At 37.9% G+C, this 25311-nt stretch carries 24 protein-coding genes and 1 pseudogene; 5 read left to right on the top strand and 20 right to left on the bottom strand.

The window, feature by feature from the left end; all coding sequences use genetic code 11:
* Positions 1 to 81: 81 nt before the first annotated feature.
* A complete protein-coding gene (gene treC / locus IGJ99_RS02235) occupies positions 82 to 1713 on the bottom strand; it encodes an alpha,alpha-phosphotrehalase (protein ID WP_023519084.1) in 1632 nt (543 codons plus the stop codon).
* 355 nt (positions 1714 to 2068) lie between these two features.
* On the opposite strand from treC, the gene IGJ99_RS02230 reads away from it, so the two are divergent.
* Complete coding sequence (locus IGJ99_RS02230) at positions 2069 to 3163, top strand: AI-2E family transporter (protein WP_077151905.1); 1095 nt, start codon at positions 2069 to 2071, stop codon at positions 3161 to 3163.
* Between the two features lie 157 nt (positions 3164 to 3320).
* Here the strand turns inward: IGJ99_RS02230 and IGJ99_RS02225 are convergent, their stop codons facing one another.
* From IGJ99_RS02225 to IGJ99_RS02215, 3 genes are read right to left on the bottom strand one after another with little or no spacing between them, the layout of a single operon-like run.
* On the bottom strand, positions 3321 to 3620 hold the full coding sequence (locus IGJ99_RS02225) for an antibiotic biosynthesis monooxygenase family protein (protein WP_010736353.1): 300 nt from the start codon (positions 3618 to 3620) through the stop codon (positions 3321 to 3323).
* A gap of 17 nt (positions 3621 to 3637) precedes the next feature.
* The gene (locus tag IGJ99_RS02220; RefSeq protein ID WP_010736354.1) at positions 3638 to 6349 is read right to left on the bottom strand and encodes an ABC transporter permease; all 2712 of its coding nucleotides are present in this window, start codon (positions 6347 to 6349) and stop codon (positions 3638 to 3640) included.
* Positions 6350 to 6360: 11 nt separating this feature from the next.
* Positions 6361 to 7062, bottom strand: coding sequence for an ABC transporter ATP-binding protein (locus IGJ99_RS02215; protein WP_010736355.1), 702 nt, complete (start codon positions 7060 to 7062; stop codon positions 6361 to 6363).
* 559 nt (positions 7063 to 7621) lie between these two features.
* On the opposite strand from IGJ99_RS02215, the gene rbsR reads away from it, so the two are divergent.
* Both rbsR and IGJ99_RS02205 read left to right on the top strand, forming a co-directional pair.
* On the top strand, positions 7622 to 8650 hold the full coding sequence (gene rbsR, locus IGJ99_RS02210) for a ribose utilization transcriptional repressor RbsR (protein WP_023519081.1): 1029 nt from the start codon (positions 7622 to 7624) through the stop codon (positions 8648 to 8650).
* Between the two features lie 400 nt (positions 8651 to 9050).
* The gene (locus IGJ99_RS02205; RefSeq protein WP_438770537.1) at positions 9051 to 11186 is read left to right on the top strand and encodes a glucosaminidase domain-containing protein; all 2136 of its coding nucleotides are present in this window, start codon (positions 9051 to 9053) and stop codon (positions 11184 to 11186) included.
* Positions 11187 to 11392: 206 nt separating this feature from the next.
* On the opposite strand, the gene IGJ99_RS02200 is transcribed toward IGJ99_RS02205, so the two are convergent.
* From IGJ99_RS02200 to IGJ99_RS02175, 6 genes are all read right to left on the bottom strand, one after another.
* The gene (locus IGJ99_RS02200) at positions 11393 to 11527 is read right to left on the bottom strand and encodes a hypothetical protein (RefSeq protein WP_438770536.1); all 135 of its coding nucleotides are present in this window, start codon (positions 11525 to 11527) and stop codon (positions 11393 to 11395) included.
* Between the two features lie 2 nt (positions 11528 to 11529).
* Positions 11530 to 11658: a hypothetical protein gene (locus IGJ99_RS02195; protein ID WP_010736358.1), complete on the bottom strand. Its 129-nt coding sequence runs from the start codon at positions 11656 to 11658 to the stop codon at positions 11530 to 11532.
* Positions 11652 to 11927: an AbrB/MazE/SpoVT family DNA-binding domain-containing protein gene (locus IGJ99_RS02190; RefSeq protein ID WP_023519079.1), complete on the bottom strand. Its 276-nt coding sequence runs from the start codon at positions 11925 to 11927 to the stop codon at positions 11652 to 11654. Before IGJ99_RS02190 ends, IGJ99_RS02195 begins: the two co-directional genes overlap by 7 nt.
* A 79-nt stretch (positions 11928 to 12006) precedes the next feature.
* Complete coding sequence (locus IGJ99_RS02185; RefSeq protein WP_153829902.1) at positions 12007 to 13173, bottom strand: MFS transporter; 1167 nt, start codon at positions 13171 to 13173, stop codon at positions 12007 to 12009.
* Between the two features lie 68 nt (positions 13174 to 13241).
* Positions 13242 to 14573 (bottom strand): 6-phospho-alpha-glucosidase, encoded by a 1332-nt coding sequence (locus IGJ99_RS02180; protein WP_349520949.1) that lies wholly within the window; start codon positions 14571 to 14573, stop codon positions 13242 to 13244.
* 13 nt (positions 14574 to 14586) lie between these two features.
* Positions 14587 to 16176, bottom strand: coding sequence for an alpha-glucoside-specific PTS transporter subunit IIBC (locus IGJ99_RS02175; protein ID WP_023519076.1), 1590 nt, complete (start codon positions 16174 to 16176; stop codon positions 14587 to 14589).
* A gap of 657 nt (positions 16177 to 16833) precedes the next feature.
* Between IGJ99_RS02175 and IGJ99_RS02170 the strand changes: the two are divergent.
* Together IGJ99_RS02170 and IGJ99_RS02165 are read left to right on the top strand one after the other, a co-directional pair.
* Positions 16834 to 17046 (top strand): annotated as a pseudogene (locus IGJ99_RS02170) (MurR/RpiR family transcriptional regulator); the annotation flags it as partial.
* 48 nt (positions 17047 to 17094) lie between these two features.
* Positions 17095 to 17601, top strand: a complete 507-nt coding sequence (locus IGJ99_RS02165; protein WP_023519074.1) for a MurR/RpiR family transcriptional regulator — start codon at positions 17095 to 17097, stop codon at positions 17599 to 17601.
* 71 nt (positions 17602 to 17672) lie between these two features.
* Here the strand turns inward: IGJ99_RS02165 and IGJ99_RS02160 are convergent, their stop codons facing one another.
* The 10 genes from IGJ99_RS02160 to IGJ99_RS02115 all read right to left on the bottom strand — a co-directional run bounded on the left by IGJ99_RS02160 (position 17673) and on the right by IGJ99_RS02115 (position 25278).
* Positions 17673 to 17843 (bottom strand): DUF2087 domain-containing protein, encoded by a 171-nt coding sequence (locus IGJ99_RS02160; protein ID WP_349520945.1) that lies wholly within the window; start codon positions 17841 to 17843, stop codon positions 17673 to 17675.
* Between the two features lie 209 nt (positions 17844 to 18052).
* Positions 18053 to 19867, bottom strand: coding sequence for an FtsX-like permease family protein (locus IGJ99_RS02155; RefSeq protein ID WP_438747568.1), 1815 nt, complete (start codon positions 19865 to 19867; stop codon positions 18053 to 18055).
* A 14-nt stretch (positions 19868 to 19881) separates the two neighbouring features.
* On the bottom strand, positions 19882 to 20634 hold the full coding sequence (locus tag IGJ99_RS02150; RefSeq protein ID WP_438747567.1) for an ABC transporter ATP-binding protein: 753 nt from the start codon (positions 20632 to 20634) through the stop codon (positions 19882 to 19884).
* Positions 20627 to 21004 carry a YxeA family protein gene (locus IGJ99_RS02145; RefSeq protein ID WP_019722992.1) on the bottom strand — a complete coding sequence of 126 codons (378 nt, stop codon included), beginning with the start codon at positions 21002 to 21004 and terminating at the stop codon, positions 20627 to 20629. Before IGJ99_RS02145 ends, IGJ99_RS02150 begins: the two co-directional genes overlap by 8 nt.
* Positions 21005 to 21217: 213 nt before the next feature.
* Positions 21218 to 22087 carry an SPFH domain-containing protein gene (locus IGJ99_RS02140; RefSeq protein WP_023519071.1) on the bottom strand — a complete coding sequence of 290 codons (870 nt, stop codon included), beginning with the start codon at positions 22085 to 22087 and terminating at the stop codon, positions 21218 to 21220.
* 25 nt (positions 22088 to 22112) lie between these two features.
* Entirely contained in the window at positions 22113 to 22604 is a 492-nt protein-coding gene (locus IGJ99_RS02135; RefSeq protein WP_010736368.1) for a DUF5348 domain-containing protein, read from the bottom strand.
* A gap of 195 nt (positions 22605 to 22799) precedes the next feature.
* Complete coding sequence (locus IGJ99_RS02130; protein WP_023519070.1) at positions 22800 to 23663, bottom strand: DUF4097 family beta strand repeat-containing protein; 864 nt, start codon at positions 23661 to 23663, stop codon at positions 22800 to 22802.
* A gap of 3 nt (positions 23664 to 23666) precedes the next feature.
* Positions 23667 to 24281: a DUF1700 domain-containing protein gene (locus IGJ99_RS02125; protein WP_438770535.1), complete on the bottom strand. Its 615-nt coding sequence runs from the start codon at positions 24279 to 24281 to the stop codon at positions 23667 to 23669.
* The gene (locus IGJ99_RS02120) at positions 24274 to 24591 is read right to left on the bottom strand and encodes a PadR family transcriptional regulator (RefSeq protein ID WP_010736371.1); all 318 of its coding nucleotides are present in this window, start codon (positions 24589 to 24591) and stop codon (positions 24274 to 24276) included. Before IGJ99_RS02120 ends, IGJ99_RS02125 begins: the two co-directional genes overlap by 8 nt.
* Before the next feature lie 360 nt (positions 24592 to 24951).
* On the bottom strand, positions 24952 to 25278 hold the full coding sequence (locus IGJ99_RS02115) for a hypothetical protein (RefSeq protein ID WP_062805720.1): 327 nt from the start codon (positions 25276 to 25278) through the stop codon (positions 24952 to 24954).
* Positions 25279 to 25311 lie beyond the last annotated feature (33 nt).

Raw genomic sequence — 25311 nt, 5'->3', positions numbered from 1 at the left:
TAAGCAAATCCCATAAATAAGCAGCAAAAGCTATTCATGCTTTTGCTGCTTATTTTTCAAACTATTCGTTTGTCACAGTCTCTACTTTCCTTGCACTAATAGTGCGACTGCTTGATAAGGCTGTAACTTCATTTCTTTTTCAACTGTCGTTGGGTAGTTACTGATCAATACTTCCGCACCTACAAATTCTTCCGGTAATTCCACCGACGTTTCTTTCGCGTAAAAATTGGTCAGAACTAATAATTTTTGATGATCGGTTTGTCTAAGATAACCATAGACTTGTGGATGCTCAGGTGCATAGGCTTTGTAGTCACCATTAGCAATCACTGGATATGTTTTTCTTAGTTGGATCAGTCTTTGGTAATAGGCAAAAATCGACTGTTCTTGCTTTTGCTCGTTTGCTACATTAATTGTTTGGTGCTTCGATGCTAAAGGTAACCAAGGTGTCCCTGACGTGAAGCCAGCTTGTGGTTCATCTGTCCACTGCATCGGTGTGCGTGAGTTATCTCGTGACTTTGCTTTAATTCGTCGAAAGGCTTCTTCTGGCGTGAATCCTTGTTCTTGTAACAGGTTATATGCGTTTAAGCTTTCAATGTCTCGGTAGTCAGAAATCGAATCGAAGTCAGGATCGATCATCCCGATTTCTTCTCCCATATAGATATACGGAGTACCTCGATTTAAATGGATCATCGTGGCCAACATCTCTGCCCCTTGTTTACGGTACTGTTCGACATCGACAAAACGATTTAAGGCACGTGGTTGGTCATGGTTATTCAAAAATAGTGCATTCCAGCCATTTCCTGCGCTCATTTCTTCTCCCCAAGTATGGAACAAACGCTTTAACTCTTCAAAATCAAATGGCGGAGTTGTCCATTTATTGCCATTTTCATAATCGACTTTCAAATGGTGGAAATTAAATACCATTGACAATTCATTTCGTTCAGGTGACGTATATAAAAGACAGTTTTCGATAGTCGTTGAACTCATTTCTCCTACCGTTATGATTTCAGGGTCTTGGCCAAACGTTTCTTTATTTAAGCGTTGTAAATACGTATGAGTAATTGGTTTATCTGTGTACTCGGCTTTCCCTTCATTTTCCGCGTTGTTTTTCAGTTCCTCGTCTTTTCCGATCACGTTGATTACATCAAAACGGAACCCTTTGACACCTTTATCCATCCAAAAACGAACAACTTTGAATAATTCTTGTTGGACTGCTTCATTACGCCAATTCAAATCAGCTTGCGTTTTATCATACAAGTGTAAATAGTACTTCCCTGTTTCGCCGAATGGCGCCCAAGCGTTCCCACCGAATTTTGATACCCAATCTGTTGGTTCATCTCTTAAAATAAAGAAATCTTGATAATACTTATCTCCAGCTAATGCTTTTTGGAACCATTCATGTTCAATAGAGACATGGTTCAATACCATATCTAGCATGATGTCGATCTGATATTTTTTTGCTTCAGCGACTAGCTCTTCAAAATCAGCCATCGTACCGAATAATGGATCGATTGCTTGATAATCAGAGATATCATACCCATTGTCTTTTTGCGGGCTTGGGTAAAAGGGGTTCAACCAAATCATATCAATGCCCAATTCATTTAAATAAGGCAATTTTTCTTTGACTCCTGGTAAATCACCAATCCCATCACCATTCGTGTCACGATATGACTTGGGATAAATCTGATAAATCACTTTTTCTGTAAACGCCATAAGCCTGTACCTCCAGCTGTTTTTTAACTTATATATACAAGTTGATAATCCAATTATATATGAAACGTAAGCGTTTGTAAATCAATGACGCTAGGAAATGTGTGCCATCATTTTTCCAGCAAATATTTTACGTTAAATCGATCATTCACGCCGCGCTCAATTCATTTAACTATTTATTTTTTTACAAATTCCTTTTTCAAGAAAATAAATTCTTTTAGTTATGTTATATTTAAGTATAGGGTCGTGATATAAATCAGCTTGTAGCATCTAAAATCGATTGAACAGTCTTCAAGTAACATGCTTTTTTCATACATACCCTAAACGATAAAAAGCCAAAAAGCGGAGGATCTCTACTATGACTTTTTTAAAACGTTCCAAATTATTTGCAACACTTGTTTTACTTAGCTTGACAGGAATCACTATTTTTATTTTTTCTAAGATCACTTTTATTTTCAGGCCACTCGAAGCGATCATGGCAAGTATCTTCTTGCCAATCTTGATTTCAGTTTTCGTATTTTATATTTTTCTTCCAATATACAATCAACTCCTCAAATATATAAAATCAAGAACGCTTGCGGTCACACTGATGATGCTACTGATTTTGTTAACTGTGTATTTGACCATACAAGTGATTTTACCGATCATCATTTTGGAAATCAGTAAATTTATCGGTCAGGTTCCTCAAATTCTTTATGTTTTGGCAGAAAATCTAGATGGTTCCTTATTAGAAGAACGCTTGCTCCCATTTATTGATACACTGGAATTGAACCAATTGACACGTTTTGTTTTACAATTTGTTTCAGGTGCCACTTCAAGTTTAGTCAATGTATTCGAAATCGTTTCGCGCTCTGCGATCATTCTCTTTACGATTCCACTCTTACTGATTTATATGTTCAAAGATGGCGACAGGATTCCAGCTATATTGACACGCTACACGCCTAAGAAATTCCATCAGTTAGTCAGAGATTGGTGCCATGATTTCCATTTAGCAGCTTCGACCTATATTAGTGGCAAGCTTTTAGTCTGCACGTATGTAGGTGTGGGGAGTTATCTTGTTTTTAAAGTATTAGGCTTGCCAAATGCGTTATTACTTGCCTTGATTTGTGGATTGATGGATATCATTCCTTATTTTGGTCCGTTTATTGGTGCTGCACCGGCTTTACTGTACGCATTAAGTCAAGACGTTAAAACAGCCTTACTCTTAGTAGCTTTCATCACCTTGATTCAATTTGGTGAATCTTACTTGGTGTCTCCTCTAGTGATGAATAAGATGATTCATATCCATCCAATTGCGACTGTTTTTCTTTTACTTGTCGCTGGGAACTTGTTTGGCTTATTAGGAATGATCCTCGTATTGCCGACGTATACGATCATTCGGGAGATGATCCGTAGCTTTATTCGCTTTAAGAACACTACTGATACAGCTAATTCAACTCATCCAACTGAATAATCCTAGGGATAAACGGGGAAATTTACCGTTTATCCTTTTTTTGCTTTGCCCCGAAGCTCTCTTTATCTATTCTCCTCTATTTTTCAACAAAAAAACCGTTTATTGCAATCTTCTTTTTCAAGAATAAGCAATAAACGGATCAGAACTATCGTTTGATCTATTCTGTTGGTTCATCGATGAAACGTTGGACCTTCATCTTCAACTGATATTTTTTTCGTAATTCAGCAATCTCCACCATCATCTCTGATTTGTGGTGACGATCGATTGCTTCTTGATTTGTCCAGCGATCCACCAATAAGATCGATTCAGCATCTTCTAAAGGAATAAAATACTCATAACGTTCATTTCCTTCTTGCGCACGAATGCGTTCGACGATTCCTCGCTCTGTCATTTCTTGGGCAAATGCTTTTGCATTGCCTTCTTTACCGCTATATAGGATATTCACAGTAATACTCATCTTAGTCCCCCCACTCGTTATTCATTTGATTTCAATGCATCGATCATATCAATATGCTTCAATTTGAAATGAGTGACGATCATCACGATCACCGTGAATAGAATCGTCAAAGCAGCGGATAGTGTATAAGCAACCCAGGTAATAACTAACGGGAAAATCACTGATTCCATTGAAGCTTGGCGTAAGATAAAGTCGGTCAGCACATAACCGATCCCAAATCCTCCAAAAATCCCTAATAAAGTAAAGATGATATTTTCTCGAACGATGTACATCGTGACTTCTTTATCAAAAAAGCCTAATACTTTGATCGTAGAAAGTTCACGTACTCGTTCAGAGATATTGATATTCGTTAAATTGTATAAAACGATAAACGCCAATAAACCAGATAGAACGACGAAAATGATGACCACTGCATCTAAATTTGAAAGAGATTCTTCTTGGTTCTTGATCTGTGTCGAAATAAAAGAGGTATTAGTAACCGCCCCCGTTTTCAATAATTCTTCTGAGAGTGTATCCTCTTCTTCTTTCGACATCTTTTCTGTTTTGAGTAGATACGCATTGGTTGTCATTGGCTGTCCAGAAATCTCTTCATAGTACGTTGGACTCATATAGACAAAATTACCCAAATAATTTTGCAAAATGACTGCCACCGTTCCATGTAATTTTTGTTGATCGTCATCATACATTTCCACCGTATCACCGACAGATAAATCGAATAATTCGGCCGCTTTACGTGTAATCGCAAGCCCATGATCTGGTAGTTCTACCGATTGATCGTCCGTTGTTTTCAGATGGATGAACGTTTCTAATGCTTGTTCATTTTCTGGTACCATCAATGTCAAACTTTGTGATGCTTGGCCTTTTTTACGTAGTTCAATCGTTTGCGAATCAACCGCTAAACGATCAGTGATCTTCGCTTGATCATCCATTGCATCATTGATTTCTTTTTGACTCGTTTCATCAGTTTGATTGGTCGTTACGATCGCTTGATAATCAATGATTGGTCCAAACTGTTTGGCAGAAACCGAGCTAAGCGAATCCTTTAGCCCAACTCCTGCGACCATCAATCCTGCACAACCGGCAATTCCGATGATTGCCATGAACATCCGTGATTTATAACGGAAAAGATTACGATAACTGATTTTTTGGTTGAAGCTTAAACGTGACCAAAGAGGAGTAATGTATTCTAAAAGAATTCTTTTCCCTGGTTTCGGTGCTTTAGGCTGTAACAAAGCAGCTGGTCGTTCGCGTAGATCTTTGAATAGAACTAACATCGCTGCACCAAAAGCAGCAATGAAGAACGCAATAGCTGCTTGAATGATTGGTGGCCAATCATAGAAAATCACCGCACTGCCAATATCATAACGTTCGTTTGAAAGCTCAAAAATGATCCGTGGCAAAAGATTGGTTCCTAATATCGTTCCTAAAATAATTCCGATACCTGAAGCGAGACAAGCATAAATGGCATATTTTTTGGCAATCTCCAATTTACTGTATCCTAAGGCTTTCAATGTACCGATTTCTCGTCTATTTTCTTCTACCATCCGTGTCATCGTGGTAAAAGTGATCAATGCTGCAATAAAGAAGAAAAAGACTGGAAAGACATTTGCGATGGCTGCGATGCGTTCAGCTAGATCGCCAAATTCCTGAAAGCCGACATTTTCCGATCGTTCTTGGAAAAGATAAGTTGGCTTGGCTAATTCATTGATTTTTTCTTCATTCTCCGCAATAGACGCTTCGGCCTCTGTTAGCTCCGCTTCTTTTGTTGTCAATTGTGCTTCTTGTTCTGATAATTGACTTTCTTGTTCCGCTAAAGCACTCAATGCCGGTGTTCGCTGCGGTTCAGGTAACTGCTCCAAGACTTGACGTTGTTGATCAATCTGCGTTCTCGCTGCTTCTAATTGACTTTTCGCATCAGCCACTTGTGATTTTCCGGCTGCGATTTCTTGTTTTGCAGGGGCTAAAGCATCCTTGCCCTCTTGCTTCAGCTGTTCTAAACGTTGCTGCGGTCGCTCTTCAAACAACCCTTCCAGCTTTTCGATGTTTTTTTCCATCTCTTCTTGGTATTCTTCACTGTACGTATTTAAATCGTCGACATTTGCAAAGTCGAGATATAATACGGATTGGATATCTGTTTTAAAATTATCTTGTGGGACATAGGCAAAGTAATCAATACTCCCGTTCCCTACATTTGCAAAACCTCGTTCTAAATTATTGATGAATAACGGCGAGCGGACAAAACCTGTAATCTTGTACGCCGTCTCTTTCAAGTCATCTGATTCAATCGTGTAGGTGTCACCGATGCTGTATCCTTGATTTTTTGCCTTCTCATCTAGTACAAGTTCATCATCCGATTGTGGCAAGCGACCATCGATCACCGTCAACTGATTTTGTTTCATATCTGGAGCGTAAGAGAATACTTGGACAACTTCATTTTTATTGGCATTCGCGTAATATAGTTGTTTGCCCGTTTCAACGGTTACATCTGAGAGTTTTTCTGCTTCTGCAACATCTTCTTTCGTCAATCCTGCTGTCGAAACGATCTGTAGATCAGAGAGTTTACCTGCCCTGACATATTCATCCATCGTTTTTTGCATCACAGGACCAGCTGTCTTGACGCCTACATATAAGAGCGTGCCGAGTAAAATGATCAATATAATCGCGATAAAGCGGCCTTTTGATTGGCGTATTTCACGAAATCCTGCTTTGAGGTAAGTTCTATTTTTCATGGCAAACCTCCTTACCAAACAAGTTCATCGATAGATGAAGGCTGTTCATTCAATTCGACTGCACGGACTTTTGCATCGTTGATATGGATTACTCGGTCAGCGATTGGTGCTAAAGCCGAGTTATGTGTAATGATCAAAACGGTATTGCCATGTTCACGACTAGCATTTTGCAACAATTTCAATACTTGTTTTCCTGTTTCAAAATCCAATGCGCCAGTTGGTTCATCACAAAGTAATAATTTTGGGTTTTTCGCAAGCGCTCGTGCAATCGACACACGTTGTTGTTCGCCCCCTGATAATTGTGATGGGAAATTATTCAACCGGTGCGCAAGCCCAACTTGTGTCAAAACTTCTACAGGATCTAACGCATTTGGCGAAACTTCTGTTGCCAATTCAACATTTTCTTTTGCAGTTAAGTTAGGAACAAGATTATAAAATTGAAAAACAAAGCCAACATCTGTCCGGCGATAAGCCGTTAATTGTTTGTCATTGAATTGAGCAATATCTGTTTCATCAATAATGATCTGTCCCTCATCCGGTGTATCCATCCCACCTAAAATATTCAATACCGTTGATTTCCCTGCTCCACTAGGCCCAAGAATAATCACTAATTCTCCTTTTTCAATGGAGAATGAAATATCGTCATTCGCTGTAATCGTTGTTTCGCCCATCTGGTAACGCTTAAATTCATTTTTTACTTCTACATATTTCATAAAACTTCCACCTTCATTCTCCCGTTTATTTATCTATTTGGTAAATCTCTTATATTTTAACACTGAAATGAAAGGTTGTGAAAAAAACCTTTTCAAAAGAGGTCGTGAAAGGCACGTTCAGCACAGTGGCATAAGAAAGAAAAATAGAAAATGGTTCTTTCATTTTTTATTTTTTGTCTTATGTCCGAAGTGTTGTTCCTTGAACACCGTTTACAAGAGGTCGTGAAAGGCGCGTTCAGCACAGAGGTATAAGAAAGAAAAATAGAAAATGGTTCTTTCATTTTTTATTTTTTGTCTTATGTCCGAAGTGTTGCGCCTTGAACACCGTTTACAAGAGGTCGTGAGAGAAGCGATTAGTACTGAGTAATAAGAGTGGAAAAGCTAAAATGGCTTTTTCATTTTTTGATTTTTTTGGCTTATTTTATTATTGAAGTTTTACTTCTGGAATACCTTTTATTCGGTTCTAGGGTGTGCAAGATGACGAATATCACAGAATCATCATTTACTTCTTTACGTATTCATGGGAAAATGACACTAAGAAAGAGATAGGAGTATAGCAATGGCAAAGAAAAAAGTGACGATCAAAGACGTTGCGAAACATTCAGGTGTATCCATCGCAACTGTCTCACTGATCTTGAATGGCAATGAAGCAAAATTCCATCCAGATACGGTCAAAAAAGTAGTAAAAGCAAGAGACGAATTAGGTTACCAACCCGATTACATTGCACGTCAAATGATCACAAAGAAAACAAAAACCATCGGTGTTCTTGTCCCTGATATCACCAATCCTTTTTTCAATACGTTGATGCAAGGGATCGAAGACTATCTTTACCAACAAAATTTTGTCACGATTCTATGCAATGCAGATTTTGATCATCAAAAAGAAACGGATTATTTACTTGAGTTGACGCAACGTGGTGTCGACGGGTTTATTATTGCCTCTTCGGCTGTCTCAACGAAAGCCCTTCAAGTTTCTTTGAAGAAACAAGGGAAACCATTTATCGTATTAGATCAGAAAAAAGCAGAAGGTTCTAGTGATGCGGTCTTAACAGATGATTATCAAGGTGGGTACTTAGCCGGTGAGCATCTACTAGGCTTAGGTCATCAGGAAGTTGCTTTAGTCTATCCACAACAGACACCTCAAAATGTCCAAAATCGGATAGATGGTTTCTTAGCAGCGTGTAAACATGTGGATCATTCTGAGAAACAGATTCATTGGTTCCCTACTCACTTTTCAAAAAAAGGGGGCTATGAAATCGTTCCTGATTTACTTTCCTCTGCTACTACAGCGATTTTCGCATTGAATGACGAACTAGCTTTTGGTGTATATCGCGGATTAGCGGAGCATGATAAACTCATTCCCGAAGATTATAGCATCATTGGCTATGATAATATTGATATGTGTGAATACATGAAGCCTAAATTAACGACCATTGCTCAACCCATTTTAGAGTTAGGTAAAGCGACTGCTCGTTTACTCTTAGAACGCATCCAACACCCTGATAAATCATGGGAAGAACTTTTATTGCCCGTAGAGTTGATCCAACGTTCCTCAACTCAATCGATCGATCTCTCCGCCCCTCAATAACACGAATATTTGTTGCGAATCAATGATGACTGAACCTGTTATCATTGGTTTTTTAAATAATGCGTTATTTTATATTTTTATTTCTTCCATAAAAAGCCAGCAACCAAGGCTTTTTTTACGTTCGTTATTTAACGAAATGTTTTGAAGAATTGATAAATCTTTGGTAAACTTATAGTAAGTGTACTCATTTCCCCCAAAATTTGTGCCCCCACAAATGAAATAGGGTACATCAAACAATGAATGTTCAAACGAAATGAATAGCTACTTAATACTTTTGTCCAATGTTTATTTGTTTTTTATTCGTGAATCATGATTGAATATATTCACGAAATCAAGCAACTGACAGAACAGATGCAACTTTATTAGTGCAACTGTGGAAAAAGAAAAGGAGTATTTCGTTATGAAGAAAAAAACAGCAATACGCCTACTTGCAGCATCTTGGCTGATTGCTCCAACTTTGTTATCTACACAGCCTGCATTTGCTACAATCAGGCGAACACAGACATCCGAAAGCACGATCGTTGCGGAGTCACCTTCAGCTACGACCGATTCAAGTACTAATGATTCCACGCTATCAAGTTCTTCAACAGATTCTTCCGATAATCCAGAGGAATCAACGGAAGAATCGACCGAAACAGCCACTCGGACGCTATCGATTGCTCGGAATTTACGTGAAAAAATCAAATTGAAGATCGTTGATGAAGAGAAAGAAAAATCTGAGATCAAAACAAGAGAGTACACAGAAGAAGATTTTCTAGAGATTTCTAAGTCTGGCAAAGTCAAAGACTTAAAAGAAGGAACCAAAGTTACATATATGATCACACCTGAAACGAATGAACAATTAGTTTCTGTCAAAATCGAAGGTGCGCAAGAAATCGACTATACCAAACAAATTTTTACAGTCGGCGTGACTGATTTAACGATCTCCGCAAAATTTGAGTCGTCAACTTCCCCTTCTGAACCAACCTCTCCAGAAGAAGAAACGGCGGATTCTTCTGAGCCAACGCCAGTTACTCCAGATATTCCGAATAGTGGTAATAATGGCAATACTGGCAATTCGGGAAATAATGGCAACAACAACGGAAATTCAACTACAGGAAATACGACAAATCCTTCACGACCACCAAGTTCTTCAAATAATAATGGGAATACAAGTGGTTCTACAGGATCAACAAACAATAATGGCTCATCTTCAAACCAGACAACAAACACTAATCGGCCTCAGACGCCCGATCGAATTGAAAACCCAGCTTCAGAATCATCTGATTTTGTTGTAAAAACACCAATCGAAGCAATTTTACCGGCCAACACAACAAGCACCCAACAAGCACTTGTAAAAGAAGCATATCGCCAGCTGGGAAAACCATATGTTTGGGGTGCCAAAGGTCCTACGACTTTCGATTGTTCTGGTTTGACTTATTACATTTATAAAAAAGTAACTGGCCATTCGATTGGAGGTTGGACAGGGGAACAACAATATGCGGGTACACAAATCCCTGTCGAGAATGCTCAACCAGGCGATCTAGTTTTTTGGGGACCTGCTTCGGGTACTACCCATCATGTAGGTATTTATATTGGTAATGGGAATTACATCCATGCCCCTCAACCGGGTGACCATGTGCGGATCACTTCCATCAAGGATTACAGACCCGACTTTGCCTTACGTGTCAATATAGCTGGTTTACCACGAGCGACAAATTCGTTAGCTAGTTCACCGATTTTAGATGGGATCAACGATTCATTCCATTTCGCACAAAATCAAACAACAGATCAGTTTGTTGAAAAAATCGCTGAAGATGCTCGAGAAATTGGGCAAGAAGAAAATATTTATGCTTCTGTTATGATGGCACAAGCTATTCTAGAAAGTGGTTCTGGCAACAGCTTGCTTTCTCGTTCACCGAACTATAATCTTTTTGGGATCAAGGGCGCTTATAAAGGGAGTAGTATTTCCTTCAACACATTGGAACAAACGGCAGCTGGGCAAAACTATCAAATCCGTGCAGCATTTCGTAAATACCCCTCTTACAAAGAAAGCTTAAAAGACTACGCAGATTTGATCAAAAACGGCTTATCTCATAATGCTGATTTTTATAAACCAACGTGGAAATCTGAGACTAAAGATTACCGAGAAGCAACGAAGTATTTAGAAGGGCGCTATGCGACAGATCGACAATATTCTAGGAAATTGAATGCCATCATTGAAGCCTATGACTTGACGCAATACGACGAACCAAAAGAACAAGAAAAACAGGATTCTGAAACAAATGAGCGAATGGATTCCTTTGTCGTTCCTACTCGTTGGCGAAATTCTTCGTCTACTTCATCTAGAATGACCATTTCGTTATTCAATCAAAGAAACCCTTCACTTCTATATCTATCAGAATTAAGATTTGCTTCTTTCTGGGACCTATGGCATCATTTTTCAGTGAGAGAGATCCCACAGAAACTTTCTGTAACGGTCAGAGAAACCGATCAGCCACTTGCTAGTCGCTTGAACCTTGATCGTGTCTTTCGGATGAAACAATTCTTGAGATAGCAAAAATGGACACTCTATCAAAGAACCAAAACTCAGAAGTTGATGGAATACTTCTGAGTTCTGGTTCTTTTTATGTATCTTACTCCACCTAAATGGGCGCTGGAAAGTTACATTATTGGTTAGAAAAAATATTTGGCAATCTCTGATAACCTTTCTTTCTTTTGAGGATCAATTTGATCAGCCATTTGAAGATTACTGCGTTAAGATCAATCGATGCTTCGGATATCTTGACATAATATCGTTCCTTTGATTGTATACATCGCTGTATCAAAAATTGTTTGAAATGCACCTGAGCGTTGATATTTTTCCTGTAAATATTTTGTTGCACTACTGATTGGCATGACTAAAACGGCATTGAAAATCTTGTTATAGTTGTCATTGCTAATGATGACACACGGTCATTTTTTTTTGCTAGTCCGTTCTCTTTTGTTGGAACCAAATCTATAAAAATAATATCCCCTTGTTTTACCATTCGATTTTCTCCTCGCCTACATCCTCTCCAAAATCAACGATTTCTGTATCATCACTCGCATGTTCTTCCATCACAACCAACTCATTGTTCCAAAAGTCTTCATAAGCCATAATTGTTTTTTCACTAGTCCCTTTAAGTTCATCTTCAGGCGTGAATTCAAAAATAACTTTCTGATTCTCTTTCAAGCCTAATGTTTGACGCACACTCTTAGGGACAGTGATTTGATTTTTAGATGTCATTTTAGCTGAGACTTGCACTTTTTTATCCATAAGTATTCCTCTCCTTTATTTGATATACAAAAAAAGTATGGCATCCCCCACTTTTTTTGTACACATCTGTTCAGATTTTTCATTTATTTCTTTGATACTTCCTGTAACAGTAATAACAAATAAAAGCGAAGATTGGCAGCAGACTAAAAAAATAAAGTGCTTGGTTCAATGATAACTGTTGCGCCAAGACACCTCCAAGTAATGGAGAAATGAAGGAAGAAAGCCCCATATAAACACTTATAGATAGAAGTTGCCCTGAAGAAAAGATATTTTTAGGGGTAATCTCACTGATAATCATTCGACTACCGATAGTAAAAGCTGGAACAGTAAAAAACTGCAAGAAACTGGCAGCAAGCAATACTAACGGCGTTCGTGAAGTTGCATAAATCAAAAATTGCAGGACCAAAAAGAAACCAGAAATAAAAATCAATCGCTCATTTTTCCATTTTGTCACCGAATGATTCAATAAAAGATACGCCGGGATTTCACAGAAAGCTTGAATCGCCCACTTTAATCCCACGAACGTATTTCCACTATCCATTAAGAGTAACTTGTCAATCACGATCGTATTATTGGCGACGATCGTTAAATATAAAAGAAAAAATAGGAACGTATAACATAAAAACTCCCCATTCTTGCACAGCTGATACATATCCGAAAGATTAAATCCCTCGTTTTTTTGTTCTTTAGGTTCCTTTGTATCGTGAGGTGTTTGAGGCACTGTTTTTGCGATGTACAAATAACTGATTAGAAAAAAGAGAAAAGGAACGAGCAGCCACTGATAATTATTATTAAAAATGAATACCGGAATACATACACTCATCACACTCCAACCTAAAGAACCTATTGCTTTGATCGACGCAAGGTTGTTTCGCATCTCTGACTCTGATAACACCCAATTATCTAGGACGGTTGCTCCTGTATTGGATAGCCCTCCTGCAATAGCCAGTACGATCAGATGCATTAGCAAGATATCTTTTCCTAACATATAAAAAGTGATTGCAAAGCATACGAATAGTACAGAAACTACCATGGCAACTTTTTTTATCTGCTTGCTTCGGTCAGAATAATAGCCAATAAAGATTTGGAAGATCATCGTAGTCACACTGTAAGAAGCCAAAAACCAGCCTCTCTGGACCGCATCATAGCCTTGTTCGGTCAAAAACGGCACGATCTGTGTCATCAAAGTAGCCATCAACGCATACTGAAAAAAATAGACGAGTTGAAATTTATTCTTTACTGCCATATCTACTTTCAAAATGATCGGCTGAAGAATCTCCTCCAGCCGACCCCTTTCATTTTTATAAGTGATACCTAGTGAAGCTCCGGCCAATAAGGAGCATTGACTTCAATCATTTCATCAAGGATCTCCTTCGCTACTTTTGCACTAGGTATCGTTTTGTTCATGATGAAGGCTTGCCATAATTTTTGATATGATTTTTGTCCCCAAGCATCGACTGCTAACTTCTCAGATGCAATTTGCTGTTCCATTAAACCTTTTTGGAAAGTAGGGATCTCACCAATCGATAGTACTTCATAACCGTCTTTCCCTACGATACAAGGCAATTCGACCATCGCATCGTGATTGAAATTAGAGATCGCACCATTATTCTCAACGATCAGAATCATGCGCTCTTTTGTATTGAATGTCAACGCGCAAGCTAGATCTGTAATAAATGAGGCATGCTCATTAGAGACAAAAAGCGTGTCTTTAGCTGTTTGGTTATTAATAATCCGCTGGCATTCTTCAAAAACGATTTTCTCCCGTCCATCAATGATTTCATTCGCTCTTGTATACTGTTTATCGGCATGAGCAACCGTTTCATCAGCCATCAAATAATATTTTAGATACGTATTGGATAAAAAGGTCGGCTCAATTTCATGTAACTCTTTGGCTGCTAACATGGTTTCCAACCAGCTTGTTTCTTTGTGTTGGCCTTGTTGTGTTTGTTCTGTATAGCCATATTTTTTTACATGGGTGCTTATTTTCGGCAGCAAGTCATTACCGTCATGGTCTTTGATACTTGTCCACCAACCAAAGTGATTCAAGCCAAAATAAGACGTTTCAAAATCTTTTCGATCCCGTAGCCCAATCACTCGAGCCATGATATCTTCTAAACAAACGGGCATGTCACAAATATTGATGATTTTTGAATTGGGACGAAACCTTCTTGTTGCTTCTGCGACCACTGCTGCTGGATTAGAATAATTCAATAACCAAGCATCCGGTGAATACTTTTCCATATAGTCGACTAGTTCTAAGACTGGCCCGATCGAGCGCAACCCATAAGCAAGTCCCCCTGGTCCGCATGTTTCTTGACCTACAACATTATGCTTAAATGGAATTTTTTCATCTTGTTCCCTCATGGCATATTTTCCAACTCTTAGTTGTGCCATGACGATATCAACATCTGTAAAAGCCTCTTTAGGATCTGTTGAATAATCAAATTCGATTTCTGGCGCTCGTTCTGCGAGGATGATCGCGCATGCTTTTGCTATAACTGCTTGCCTTTGTTCATCATTATCATAAAATTTAATTTTTCTGACTGGAAATCGTTCTCGGTCTTCTATTAACATCATCACTAATGAAGGTGTATATGTGCTCCCTCCACCGGCGATCAAGATTGAACTTTTTTTCTTATTCATAATTATCCTCCTCTTATTTTACGATCAGTTCTTCAAATGATTCTCTCACTCTTGGAACAGTTAACCCAACAATGATTTGGATACCACCATTTCCAGGATTGACAAGTCCTGAAGCCCCAGCTTCCTGAAAATCAATAGGACTGGCTACTTTACTTGTATCTTTCACGGTAAGTCGTAACCGTGTGGCACAATTCGTCACATCCAGTACATTCTCTTTTCCACCTACTAACACTAGATAGGCTTGTGCTTGTCTAGCATGTTTAGGTAGGTTTTTCTCTTGTTCATCTTGTTGTGTCTTCTTTTTGTTTTCGTAATCAGCTTTTGAATAAAGTTGTATCTCTGATACATCCTCTTCACGTCCTGGAGTTTTTAAATTGAATTTTTTGATCATGAAGGTAAATACTAAGAACCAGATCGCAGTAAATGTAAGTCCGATCATGATTTGGGTGAGGTAGGTCGAACCATGAAAATTCCAAAGAGGCAACCAATTTAATCCTAACCAATTGATCAATCCACCACCAAAATCACCAACGACGCCGAAAGCGTAAGAAACCGTAGCAATGGACGCATCTAATAACGCATGGACACCCCATAAAGCTGGAGCAACAAATAAGAACGTAAACTCAATAGGTTCAGTGATTCCCGTCAAAATCGCAGTTAATGCAGCTGGGGCGATCAATGCAATAACTTTCTTCTTTTTCTCTGGATGAGCGGCTTGAATAATGGCTAAGCTTAAGCCGGCTGTTCCAAATACTTTTGACATGCCCGATAAAGAAAAACCCCCAAAAGGATAAAGTTCTTTAAGCGAAAGTGCACTTGTTTGGAATTCGCCGATATTTGATGCCCAATAAGCAGCCATCCCCCCTTCAACTACCGCACTATCATAAGCAAATGGGGCGTACACAAAATGATGTAAGCCAGTTGGAATAAGGATTTTCTGTAAAAATTGATAGATGAATACACCAAAATTTCCTGAATTGATAAAAAATCCTTGCATGCTTCTCATTCCTTCTTGGATGATAGGCCATACGACACACATCAAAAGTGCTAGAGGAATCATAACAAAAAAAGCGATCATCGTAACGAAAACAGAACCACTAAAAATCGTCAACATCTCTGGTAATTCTTTTTCATAAAAGCGATTATGCAAATAAACCACAATACCTGAGATCAACAATGCTCCGATCATGCCCGTATCTAAAGTAATGATTCCAGCAATCGATGTTAACCCAGAACCAACGGCTGTTCCTTGAGATAGATCCACGGCGAAAGTATTTGGCCATAACGTTAAAATTGCATTGACGAAATAATTGAAAGCAATATAGGTCACTAATGCTTCCATCGTTGCTCGAGCTGCATATTTTTTAGCTAAACTGATTGGTAATCCGACCACAAATAAAAGCGGTAATTGAAAAAATGGTGTCCAGCCACCGGCTGCTACAACATTCCAGAACTTATACCAGAGTGTATCAGGCGCAGCAATATCTCCCATGATCGTTTGATTGGAAAGAAGTAAAGAAAAACCAATAACGATACCAAAAAAAGAAAATAGCATGACAGGTGCTAACATTGCTCCACCAAATCTTTGAATTTTTTTCATCATAGTTTTTTAGTCCTTCATATTTTTTAGTAAGCGCTTTACCGATTCTTAGTTTACTATTAAAATGGATTCCTGAAACACTTTAAGATGATTTAAAAACTCCTCACAGGAAAAAGGTTTTTGTCACAAAATTTGTGAATCGTCACATCCTATCTTCGAGAATAAAACCAGAGGTCCGGTAGTAGTTAATCAAATAAACGGTACATGAAGGCGTATCTTAATAGTGAGGTGAGAACAAGAAGGACACACGTAATTGGAAAATCCTCCAAGTAAACCAAAGGGTGAGTGAAGGCAGTCTACCAAACAACAATTGACTGATAAAGAATTGGTTATTGAGTTAGGTAACAAAGATTTAGCAGTTGTATCACCTTGCAAGGTCTATGAAAATAGCAATAAAACTAACAAGATTGAGAAACGTTTCCGTCGATTACAGCGTGAACTCTCTCAAAAATATCAAATGAAAAAGGGGGAAACTGATTTGTCAAAACCTGTAATATCTATAAATTAGAATCGAACATTCAATCGATCCATCAAAAAAATAACCACTATTCGTCAGATCCATATTCACAGATGACCAAACAAGCGTAGTAGAAACATGGTTCTGAAAACTTTAATGATGAGTTCTAACGATTTATAGATTTTTGGCAATGATGAAAATAGATGTTACAAGACCGAATTACGACGTTTCAGTCAAGGTTGACTGAAAATGATTTTCTTATCTGGTCCTATATCACAAATCACAAAAAAAATTCTTTAACAATGTCTATTAACGAACTGGCGAAACAATGCAACGTTTCTCGCACAACAATCATGCGGTTTTGCCAAAAATTAGGGTTTGATGGTTTCTCAGAATTCAAATATCATCTAAAAAATGAACTTACACAGGAAAATGTGCGTCTATCCGAGTTTGAGGAGGAAATCTTGGAAAATCATATCCAAACAATTGAGAACCTCAAGAAAAAAGATTTCACTGATCTATGTACAATGATGGCTAATGCGAATCGGATTTTCATCTATGGATCAGGTGATATACAAACGCTAGTTTCAAGTTATATGAAATTGCTTTTCGTACACAACGGATTGATACTCTATGACTTCGGTGCCGTTTCGATCAACAAACAGTTTTACCAAATCATTCAGCCAGAAGACTTAGTTCTGTTGATCACGCTAAATGGTGAGTCTCCTGAAGTCGTCAAATTAGCGAAGCAACTGAAGCAACGAAATATCCAGACAATTGGTATCACAAAACTTAGGAACTCAACTGTCTCAAAACTTTGTGATGAAACGATTTTCTTCTTGAATCCAGAACTACAAGATCAAGAAGATATCCTTACACCTTTTGAAACAACTTCAACACTTTTTTTCGTGATCGAATATTTTTTGTTGAAATATGATGCTTGGCAAAAACAAACAAATAAAAGTTCCTAAAAAACGCATCTCTTTCGTGCCAATTTGGCTTTTAAAGAGATGCGCTTTTTATGTATTGGGTTCTGTCTCTCTCACTGCCTTTTGATCGAACCGTCCTTTACTCGATCAAGGTAACGGTAATCGCCGAGGTAGGGCCGTAATATCGCATGATCCAGATAAATACTTTTTAGAATAGCGTTGACTTCCCTCTCTAAGTAATCTTTATCAAATTCAAACTTTGAATAAAGATGATCAAAGATCAAACGTTTATTTTTTTCTTTTCTAGGGGTTTATTGCAGTTGCCCATCTTTGAAAAATCTAGCCAGTTCACTCATAACCGATATCCTTCCATCGTATCCAGTAATCTTTTCTCTATTTGATCATGCTTCAAGCAAATTTTATCGAAGGCAACAGAAAAAGCGAGAAGGAGTTTTTTCTACAAACCATCTTCTCGCTCTTTATCAAGCTCAACTTATTCTTTTTTGTTCAAAACGATGCCTGTGTACAGCCAAGTAGTTACAACATAGTAGATAAAGTAGAGAACAAAGAATATTGTAAATGGTATCCATAAGTTGTGATATGGATCATTCATCAAAACAGTAAACATTTGAAGTCCAAATAATACATGGATGGCTCCTAGAATCCCTGGTGCTAAGAAGAGAATACCGATTTCTCGACGAATCGATTGTTTTAACAATGCTTGACGAGCACCGATCTTACCGAGCATCTCGTAACGAACGACATCACTCTTGCTACCTGAGAGGATCTTGAACATCAAGCAACTTGCTAACATTGTCAAGAAGGCGATCCCTAAAAAGAAGCCCATGAATTCAAAGCCTGAGAACATACCATTGATCATTTGGTACGCATCATATTTTTGCGTGAAACTAAACATTCCATCTTTTAATGATTCATTATTTTTATTGTTTTCTGCTACCAGATCACCAATTTGTTCAATACTCTCATGGAAATCTTTTGCTTGGATCAGTTGCATACTGGTTTGTGGAAGATTTAATTGAGCAAATTCTTCTGCTGGCAGTAATTTGATTTCTTTTTCTCGTTGTTCTGGCAATTCGTAATAGCGCAACTCATCTTGATAGTTTAAGTTTGTCGCTAATTCTTCTGCGGTTACTTTTTTCGTTTTGACGTTTCTTTCCCCAGTGTTAGGTGTTTGATTTTCCATGATCAAAAATGGATTTTGTTCAAACTCACTATAGTTATAGTACACTGTTTTTTCGTCTTCTTTTTGTTGATAGACCGCGTTGATCGTTGGTGAAAGTTTCGCCACTTTAGATTGATCGATCAATTCTGATTGATTCAATACTAGATCATAATTCGATACTTCATTCGTCAACTGAGTGATCTGGTTTTTAAAGCCTAGACCGACTGTTAATGCACCTAAAGCTAATGCGAGTAACATCGCAACCATTGAAAGCATTTGTGTGTATTCACGAATACGGAAGCTTAACTGTGATAACGTAAAGTTGTTCAGTTTTTTCATCGAAAGATTTTCTGTTTTCTTCAATAGTTTAAGGAAGAAAATGATGACCGAATGGAAAATAAAGTACGTTCCTAAAACGATTGTAACTAACGCGACGGCGATTCCCATCAACTGATAGGTTCCGATATTTGCCATCATATAATAACCGACACCGATAAAAATGATTCCTAAAACTACTTCAAGGAAAAACAAGAATTTATGTTGTTTCATCTGCGCAGGTGTTTGATCCGCACGTAGTAAAGTCAAAATTGGTTTTTTGACAATCGAGAATGCATTGACAAACGCTGCTAATAAGAATAGTACGATGAAAAACAGCAAAGTAATCAATAATCCATTCATATTGAACGGTGTAAAATGAGTAATTTTAATATTTAACTGGGCAACCAATAGTCGATGGACGACGCTTGTTAAACCAATACCTAGCGCTGAACCAACCAAAGTAGCAACTGTTCCTACTATCAAGGTCTCAGAGAAAATCATTTGGGCAATTTTCCGGCCTTTTGCTCCTAGCATCATAAACATCGCATAATCTTTTTGTCGCATCGTCATCAAAAATGAGTTGGCATAAAGAATGTAAACAAATGTGATGATCCCCAATAATACCGACCCAAACCGAAAGATAAAGACTGTCATCGCTAAAGTGGAATTATTGTTCAAAAAATCGGTGTTGCTGGCCATTGACTCGAACATATAAAAGATGGCTGAAGCCATGACTAAACCGGAAAATAGAACAATATAGTCTCTTAACCGACTCTTGATCCCAGTAAGTGATAATTTCCAAAGCATGTTCAGTTTCCCCCTTACTGTTCTAGATTACCTAGAATCGTTAATATTTGACGATAAAAGTCTGAACGACTTTGTTCTCCGCGTTTAACTTCCTGATGGATCACGCCATCTTTAATAAATAAGATTCGTTGACAGTAACTTGCTGAAAAAGCATCATGTGTCACCAACAGAATCGAAACCTTATCATTTGTATTCAATTCTTCCATCGTATCTAATAGGTCTTTCGCACTTTTTGAATCCAACGCACCAGTTGGTTCATCCCCTAATAGAATCGTTGGTTGCGTAACTAGTGCCCGGGCTGCTGCTACCCGTTGTTTTTGTCCACCTGAGATTTTCGCTGGATAGCTGTCCAAGATATGAGTGATTGACAAACGTTCAGCCACCGCATTGACTTTTTTCTTGATTTCTTTTGGTTTCACGCCTTGTAAAGAAAGCGGAACTGCAATATTTTCTTGTGCAGTCAAGTTCTCTAAAAGATTGAAATCTTGGAAGATAAAGCCGATTTCTTTTGCTCGAAAATCGGCTAACTGATTTCCTTTCAACTTCGTGACATCTGCTTGGTTGATATGGATCGTGCCACTTGTTGGTTTATCTAATGTTGATAAGATATTCAATAAGGTTGATTTACCTGATCCAGAAGCCCCCATGATACCAATGAATTCGCCTTTTTCCACACTAAAACTGATACCGTTCAATGCTTGTGTCTGTTTCTCATTACTTTTTCCGTAAACTTTTGTTACGTTCTTGATTTCTACGATTTTATCCATTATTGACCGTTCCTTTACTTAATTTTTCTTGTGCTGCTGATGGAATGTCTTTTGCCTGTACTTCCTCATAAGACGTCACGCCTTTATTTTTATTCCAAGTCACTTTCAAAAATGCATCTTTTCTTAATGGTCGTTCTTGAAAACCATTGAAGTCCATTGTTTTTTCTTTACCTTCTTTATTAAACCCAGGTAGTTCATAACGATAACTGATGATTTCTTGTCCACCGTCAGCGTGATCCACCTGTTTCTCACCATCCGTTGTGATTTGAACATAGTAGCTTTCACCACCCATGATCAAATGATCTGCTAAACGGTAGCCACCAAAAGCGATGATGATAAATGCTCCCAACCCAATCAATAATTTTTTCATTGTGACTCCTTCTTTCCTGTTCTGATAAATTAAGTATAGTCAAGTATCCGTGAAAATTCCTTTCTTTTTACTATCAAAACTCTTTCATTATTGTCATATGTCCCATAAAAAAAAAGAATCTGGAGGTGTAAGCCACTCCAAATTCCTTTTTATTGATTCAAACCGATATTCGTTGGAGAAAGCATTCCACTGACGAATGCTTTCCTCATTCAGCTATTTTTCTTTGTTATTACCTGTATTGATCACTGGTTGTGTGCCTTTATCAGTAATGATCGATACAAGTAGATTGTTGATCAACTGGATCTTTCGATCATCGGTAAAGGTGATATCCTGACCTGCTTCGATTTGTTCCAGAGCCATTTGTGTCATCGTCACTGCGCCTTCAACAATGGTTTGACGGGCAGATAAAATGGCTTTGGCTTGTTGCCGTTGTAACATCGCGCTGGCAATTTCTGTTGCATAAGCCAAGTGATTCAATCTCGTCTCTAAAACTTCGACCCCCGCCACCGATAAACGTTCTTGTAATTCCTTTGCCAATTCATCTGAAATCGCAGTGGTATTTCCACGTAAAGTAAGATCATCCTCGTTGAATGTATCATATGGATATTGACTGGCGATATGACGAATGGCGGTTTCACTTTGGATTTCAACAAATTGATGATAGTTTGCTACATCAAAAAGCGCCTTAGCTGTATCTACTACTTTAAAAACGACGACAGCGGAAATCTCGATTGGATTTCCATCTAAGTCATTGACCTTCAACAGCGAACTATTGAAGTTTCGAACTTTTAACGACAAGTTGATTTTTTGTGCAAAAGGAATCGTTAAGAAAAAACCGCTCTCACGAATCGTTCCGATGTATTGCCCAAAAAAGACGATTGCCTTTGCTTGGTTGGGGCTGACTACTGTCAGTCCGCTGATTGCTAAGAAAACGAGCAACCACAAGAAAATCCCAACAATTGAAAATCCAACTAAAAATCGAGCAACCCCTATGAAAAATAATAAGATTCCTACGACAAACATTAGAAGAATAATAAATAGCCCTATATAGCCATTGATAGTGAAAGCCTTTTTTTCTTTCATTTACTCACTCCTAATTTTCTTGGTTCTATTCTGTTTTTTTACGAATCCTTGCCATGGCTCCTTCTAGTTCCAATTCTTTGTCTTCCGTGATATACCAACCGTTTTCGTGTACGCCACCTGATGCTTCTGGCAAATATTCTAATCGTGTACGGACCCACTGTTTTGTTTCAGTAAAATAGTCTTCTACTAAGATCTCTAGGTCCATACCGGCGGATAATTCAAGATTCTCACGAACCGACTTGAAGACAAATCGCTCACTTGTTTGATCGTATTTTAAAATACCCGTATCGATGATTGGCAGTGAATAATAATCTAATTCTTTTTTCACTTTCAGTAGATGTTTGAACATTTCGTTGTACACTTGTTCAAGTTGTCGACCTTCGGAATTATTTGGATATTGGATCGTTACCCTTTCTTTGTCTGTATCATAATACTTGGTACTCAGTTCTGTTAAAAAATGATGCAATTTCCCTAATTCACTTTTCAATTCTTCCCGCTTGATTTCCTCTGTTTTCATTCAATATTCACCCTATTTTCCCCATATATGTACGTTTTTCCCTTTCCTTATTCTACTATATTATTGAATGATAGGCGATGATATTTCATGTAAAATAAATAAAAAAGCGTATAATTCCTTATTCCATAAAGAATTATACGCTTCTTCAACTATTTATTCGTTATTTAGAAAAAGACAGTCTTGACTGTTCAACGATTAATCATACTCGCCGTAATCTTCATCATCCATCGGAGGCTCGTCATAATCTTCATTCGTCAAGTTCACTTGACTATTATGAGCAGTTACTTTGAGATCTTTGTTTCCTTGATTGTACGTCTTGGTTGTCAAAGATTCATAATTTTTGTTGATATAAGAATCCCCTTCTAATGTCACAGCTAATCCTTGCTCTTGGTTGTTATAAAAATCAATACTACTATTATGAAGTGTGACTTCGCCTTTGATTGATTTTTCGTTATCGTTAAAAATGATACTGCCATCACTTGTAGCTAATTTGACTTTATCTATCGAAAACTCCTGTAAATCTAGTGAGCCCATTTGATTTTCAACAGTAAGAAGTTCCCCACTTACTTCATTGATCGACGTCCAAGTATTTGCTAAATTCAAGTTGATTTTCTTACTACTGAATTCATCTAAAAACAATTCATTGTTTTTCCCTTCAATCACTAATTCTTTTAAGAAAATGGTTTTAGGGATCGTGATCTTCAACATCGAACGTGTATCTGTCATATTGATCATCACTGCCGGTGTTTGACCATCAGCTGAAATATCCAATGTGTGATCTTCCAGATTGATTTTTGGTTTTTGCGTTTTGTCATGAGACGTTTCAACCTCAAAGTTCACGCCTCGTTGGATCATGATATTTTGGTGATCTGCTCGTACAACGATTTTTTCAATTTTTTCAGACGAAAAATCTTTTGTTTCACGAGTCATTTCTATTATTCTTGGACCACCTTCCCAAGTCAGACTCGTTTGGGCACCAGAGGCATAACTTAATCCTGCCGTCAAGCCACCGATGATCATCAGTCCTAAACCTATCCCCAAGATATATTTTAATTTCATTTTTTACACCCCACTATTCGTCGTATGGATCGCTCGTTTCGTAATAAACCGGCGTCCTACCCACTTGACAAAGTTCATCATCATTTGGAATAACCATTTAGTTCCTTTTAACAGTAATGGTGCAAAGAAGACAGCACCTCCTGTGGCAAGTAACCCTAGTCCTACAAAGAACAGCCCACTAGCAATCGATTGTTGCAAGACAGCAACACCTGAAATGATCGAAAATAAACCTGCTCCTAAAATACTGATACATACGACATAGATTCCAATGATCACGCCAATTAAGCCAAGCAGAATACCAAAAATCGCTAGAATAAACGCTAATGCTAAAGGAATCAATAAAGGTGATGCACACAACCCAATGACGATCATCCAAATCAAACAGATTTTCCGTTTAGGACTTTGGCTGTATTCTGATTCATCGTCGTCTTGTTCCGAGTAATAATTGATTTTCAGTTTCAGGGCAAATTGCTTTGGTGAGCCATATTCATCCACGACTTCTTCTACTGTTTTGCCAGAATCCAAGAAGTATTCTTCATAATACTGAATAATATCAAAGCGATCATCTTCAGGTATTTCTTGAAGTTCGTCCAACACATCATCTAAATATTCATTCATTCGTATTCTCCTCCAGTAATCGGTTTAAGGAATCTCGAAACACGATCCATTTATCAATGATTTCTTCTAAATGTTGACGTCCTTTCGGAGTTAAGCGGTAATATCGGCGATTTCTACCTTCGAATGGTTCGTCGTATGTTTCTAAGTATTCTTCTTTTTTTAATCTGCGTAAAACAGGATACATCGTTGATTCACTGACAGATAAACTTTCTTGGACGATCTTCGTTAATGCGTAACCGTACATGTCTTCTCTGCTTAAAGCTGCTAAAACCGTACCATCGAGTAAAACTGTTGGGACTTGGATATGCATTACTTCACCTTCTTTATAGTTTGCAATATTTTATATTTACCAATATTATATCACGTATAATATTGTTTGCAAATAAAATTCACAATCATACCCACTAATTACTTCAATATTCGCGAAAACAACGCTAAGTATCATAAAAATTCTGCTTACAAAAAAGGAACAAAGACCGTAATGATTTCTGGTCTTTGTTCCTTTTGAATACTTTCTTATTATCCTCTTACCTACAACAAAGTAAACACGATAAAACTTAATACAAAACCTAGAAAAACGGCAAGAGAGAAACGGATCACTTCTTTTTTATTCCTACTCAACCACGTTTCATTCATCTTTTGTTCCACTCCATTCTAAAATAGTCAGTTGCTAATTTGGATAAACAGAGGTGACATGATTGTATTGCTGTGCATGTTTATTGGCAGCAGAAACAGCTGTACTAGCAAATAGATGCCACTCACTATTATACCCGCATGTATGGCATTTCCAATAATAACCGATACCACGATCGGTTTGTTTTTCATCCTCTGCACTTGAACTTGCCACAAGTGTACTTAAGACCGAATCCTGTTTCAATAATACTGTGGGAGTACCATGAGAATGAGTTGTTTCCTCTGCAATGGCTATGGGATTGGCTCCGCTCAGTCCAACACTTAACGTCAAAAGTCCGAGCAATAAAACTACTTGTTTTTTCATTTTCTATCATTCCTCCAATAACGGTTATTAGAA

The sequence above is a fragment of the Enterococcus sp. AZ095b genome, from assembly GCF_051714725.1.
In the GTDB taxonomy this organism is placed as follows: Bacteria; Bacillota; Bacilli; order Lactobacillales; family Enterococcaceae; genus Enterococcus_B; species Enterococcus_B pernyi.
The sequence above is the reverse complement of the archived record's forward strand: the minus strand, read 5'-3'. Positions and strand labels throughout refer to the sequence as shown.

What these genes read in the sequence shown, in the direction of transcription:
- treC (WP_023519084.1), bottom strand. Translation starts at nt 1,713, where the DNA reads ATGGCGTTTACAGAAAAAGTGATTTATCAGATTTATCCCAAGTCATAT.
- IGJ99_RS02230 (WP_077151905.1), top strand. Translation starts at nt 2,069, where the DNA reads ATGACTTTTTTAAAACGTTCCAAATTATTTGCAACACTTGTTTTACTT.
- IGJ99_RS02225 (WP_010736353.1), bottom strand. Translation starts at nt 3,620, where the DNA reads ATGAGTATTACTGTGAATATCCTATATAGCGGTAAAGAAGGCAATGCA.
- IGJ99_RS02220 (WP_010736354.1), bottom strand. Translation starts at nt 6,349, where the DNA reads ATGAAAAATAGAACTTACCTCAAAGCAGGATTTCGTGAAATACGCCAA.
- IGJ99_RS02215 (WP_010736355.1), bottom strand. Translation starts at nt 7,062, where the DNA reads ATGAAATATGTAGAAGTAAAAAATGAATTTAAGCGTTACCAGATGGGC.
- rbsR (WP_023519081.1), top strand. Translation starts at nt 7,622, where the DNA reads ATGGCAAAGAAAAAAGTGACGATCAAAGACGTTGCGAAACATTCAGGT.
- IGJ99_RS02205 (WP_438770537.1), top strand. Translation starts at nt 9,051, where the DNA reads ATGAAGAAAAAAACAGCAATACGCCTACTTGCAGCATCTTGGCTGATT.
- IGJ99_RS02200 (WP_438770536.1), bottom strand. Translation starts at nt 11,527, where the DNA reads ATGCCAATCAGTAGTGCAACAAAATATTTACAGGAAAAATATCAACGC.
- IGJ99_RS02195 (WP_010736358.1), bottom strand. Translation starts at nt 11,658, where the DNA reads ATGGTAAAACAAGGGGATATTATTTTTATAGATTTGGTTCCAACAAAA.
- IGJ99_RS02190 (WP_023519079.1), bottom strand. Translation starts at nt 11,927, where the DNA reads ATGGATAAAAAAGTGCAAGTCTCAGCTAAAATGACATCTAAAAATCAA.
- IGJ99_RS02185 (WP_153829902.1), bottom strand. Translation starts at nt 13,173, where the DNA reads ATGGCAGTAAAGAATAAATTTCAACTCGTCTATTTTTTTCAGTATGCG.
- IGJ99_RS02180 (WP_349520949.1), bottom strand. Translation starts at nt 14,573, where the DNA reads ATGAATAAGAAAAAAAGTTCAATCTTGATCGCCGGTGGAGGGAGCACA.
- IGJ99_RS02175 (WP_023519076.1), bottom strand. Translation starts at nt 16,176, where the DNA reads ATGATGAAAAAAATTCAAAGATTTGGTGGAGCAATGTTAGCACCTGTC.
- IGJ99_RS02155 (WP_438747568.1), bottom strand. Translation starts at nt 19,867, where the DNA reads ATGCTTTGGAAATTATCACTTACTGGGATCAAGAGTCGGTTAAGAGAC.
- IGJ99_RS02150 (WP_438747567.1), bottom strand. Translation starts at nt 20,634, where the DNA reads ATGGATAAAATCGTAGAAATCAAGAACGTAACAAAAGTTTACGGAAAA.
- IGJ99_RS02145 (WP_019722992.1), bottom strand. Translation starts at nt 21,004, where the DNA reads ATGAAAAAATTATTGATTGGGTTGGGAGCATTTATCATCATCGCTTTT.
- IGJ99_RS02140 (WP_023519071.1), bottom strand. Translation starts at nt 22,087, where the DNA reads ATGAAAGAAAAAAAGGCTTTCACTATCAATGGCTATATAGGGCTATTT.
- IGJ99_RS02135 (WP_010736368.1), bottom strand. Translation starts at nt 22,604, where the DNA reads ATGAAAACAGAGGAAATCAAGCGGGAAGAATTGAAAAGTGAATTAGGG.
- IGJ99_RS02130 (WP_023519070.1), bottom strand. Translation starts at nt 23,663, where the DNA reads ATGAAATTAAAATATATCTTGGGGATAGGTTTAGGACTGATGATCATC.
- IGJ99_RS02125 (WP_438770535.1), bottom strand. Translation starts at nt 24,281, where the DNA reads ATGAATGAATATTTAGATGATGTGTTGGACGAACTTCAAGAAATACCT.
- IGJ99_RS02120 (WP_010736371.1), bottom strand. Translation starts at nt 24,591, where the DNA reads ATGCATATCCAAGTCCCAACAGTTTTACTCGATGGTACGGTTTTAGCA.
- IGJ99_RS02115 (WP_062805720.1), bottom strand. Translation starts at nt 25,278, where the DNA reads ATGAAAAAACAAGTAGTTTTATTGCTCGGACTTTTGACGTTAAGTGTT.